1 protein-coding gene and 1 pseudogene are annotated in these 1374 nt (G+C 70.5%); one reads left to right on the plus strand and one right to left on the minus strand.

The genetic code is table 11. The annotated features are described in order from the left end of the window. Positions 1-17 precede the first annotated feature (17 nt). Positions 18-941: a metallophosphoesterase gene (locus AC31A1_RS51420; protein WP_489659915.1), complete on the plus strand. Its 924-nt coding sequence runs from the start codon at positions 18-20 to the stop codon at positions 939-941. Positions 942-1090: 149 nt separating this feature from the next. Here AC31A1_RS51420 and AC31A1_RS51425 read toward each other — a convergent pair. Next, positions 1091-1374: pseudogene (locus AC31A1_RS51425) on the minus strand (hypothetical protein); the annotation flags it as partial.

Genomic DNA, 1374 nt, shown 5'->3' on the forward strand with positions numbered 1-1374 from the left:
GGCTAGCGTTCCCCGGCATGAGGATCCTGCACCTGTCCGACACCCACCTGGAGCGCACCGACGCCCCCAACCGCCATGGCATCAACGCGACCGACTCGCTGCGGCTGATGCTCGCCGAGCTGCGGCACCAGCGCGGGGTGGACGCGATCGTCGTCACCGGGGACCTCGCCAACGACGGGGCGGTGGAGGCGTATGCGGCTGTGCGGGAGTTGGTGGGTGGGTTCGCTCGGGCGATGGGTGGGGTGCCGGTCTTCTACACGACCGGGAACCATGACGAACGCGAGGCGTTCGGGAAGGTGCTGGGGAGCGGGCACCTGGCCGCGGACGGCACGGACCGGGTCGTGTCCGCCGTGTTTCCGGTGGAGTTCGCGTGCGCGGCCGTGAGTGACGTGGGCGGGTATCGGTTCATCACGCTCGACTCGCTGGTGCCGGGGAAGGTGTACGGGCGGCTGAGCGGGGCCCAACTGGACTGGCTGAAGGAGGAGTTGAGCACGCCGTTCGGGAACGGGACCGTCCTCGCCTTCCATCATCCGCCGATCGCCCTCGACGTGCCGACCCAACAGGCCTTCGGGCTGCGGAATCCCGGGGAGCTGGCGGACGCGATCCGGGGGAGTGACGTACGGGTCGTCCTCACCGGGCACTTCCACCTCCAGCTCTTCGGCTTCCTGGAGGCGACGCCGGTGTGGGTCACGCCCGGGGTCGTCAACCGGATCGACCTGACGACCGCGCCCGGCACGGAGCGGGCGGTACGCGGTGCCTCGGCCTCACGGGTCGAACTGGGCGGTGGGACAGGGCCGTTGTTCCACACCTTCCACGCACGGGACCCGCGGGCGCACGAGACGGTGTACCAACTGGACGCGGAGCAGACCCGGTTGGTCATCGAACGGGAACGGGAACAGGAACGGGAACAGGAACGGGGAGGGGAACAGCCGGACGGCTAGCGGGACTTGAACCGGGCGACCGAGACGATCAGCGCCGCGCCGATCGCGGCGTCGATGACCCCTCCGTGATCGTCCGGTGACCGTCGACGAACCGGTGGGCGTTCCTCGCGGCGAACCACAACGGCAGCGCGAGCGCGCACAGGCACACGTCAGAGGTTCCCCAGGGGTTCGATGTCCACGTGTACCGGTGTGCCCCAGACCCGCAGCACCTCGTAGTCCGTGAACTCGTGCACGAGGCGGTACGCCATCGCCGGGCGGGAGCCGCGGCGCGCGGCGTTGATGTACAGCTCGGCCTCGTGGCGGTCGCGGCGCGGGGTGCCGCAGAGCTGCCAGGCCTGGCCGTTCCACAGTTCGGGGAGCCAGCGCTGCTGGGGCTGGGGAAGGTCCTCGCGGACGCCGTAGCGGGAGGGCGTGGTATCGGTGGGCCTGGGGG

Source organism: Streptomyces sp. P5F9, from assembly GCF_057961495.1.

Bases quoted from the DNA above. Each gene is read 5' to 3' on its own strand.
- AC31A1_RS51420 (WP_489659915.1), top strand. From the start codon at position 18: ATGAGGATCCTGCACCTGTCCGACACCCACCTGGAGCGCACCGACGCC.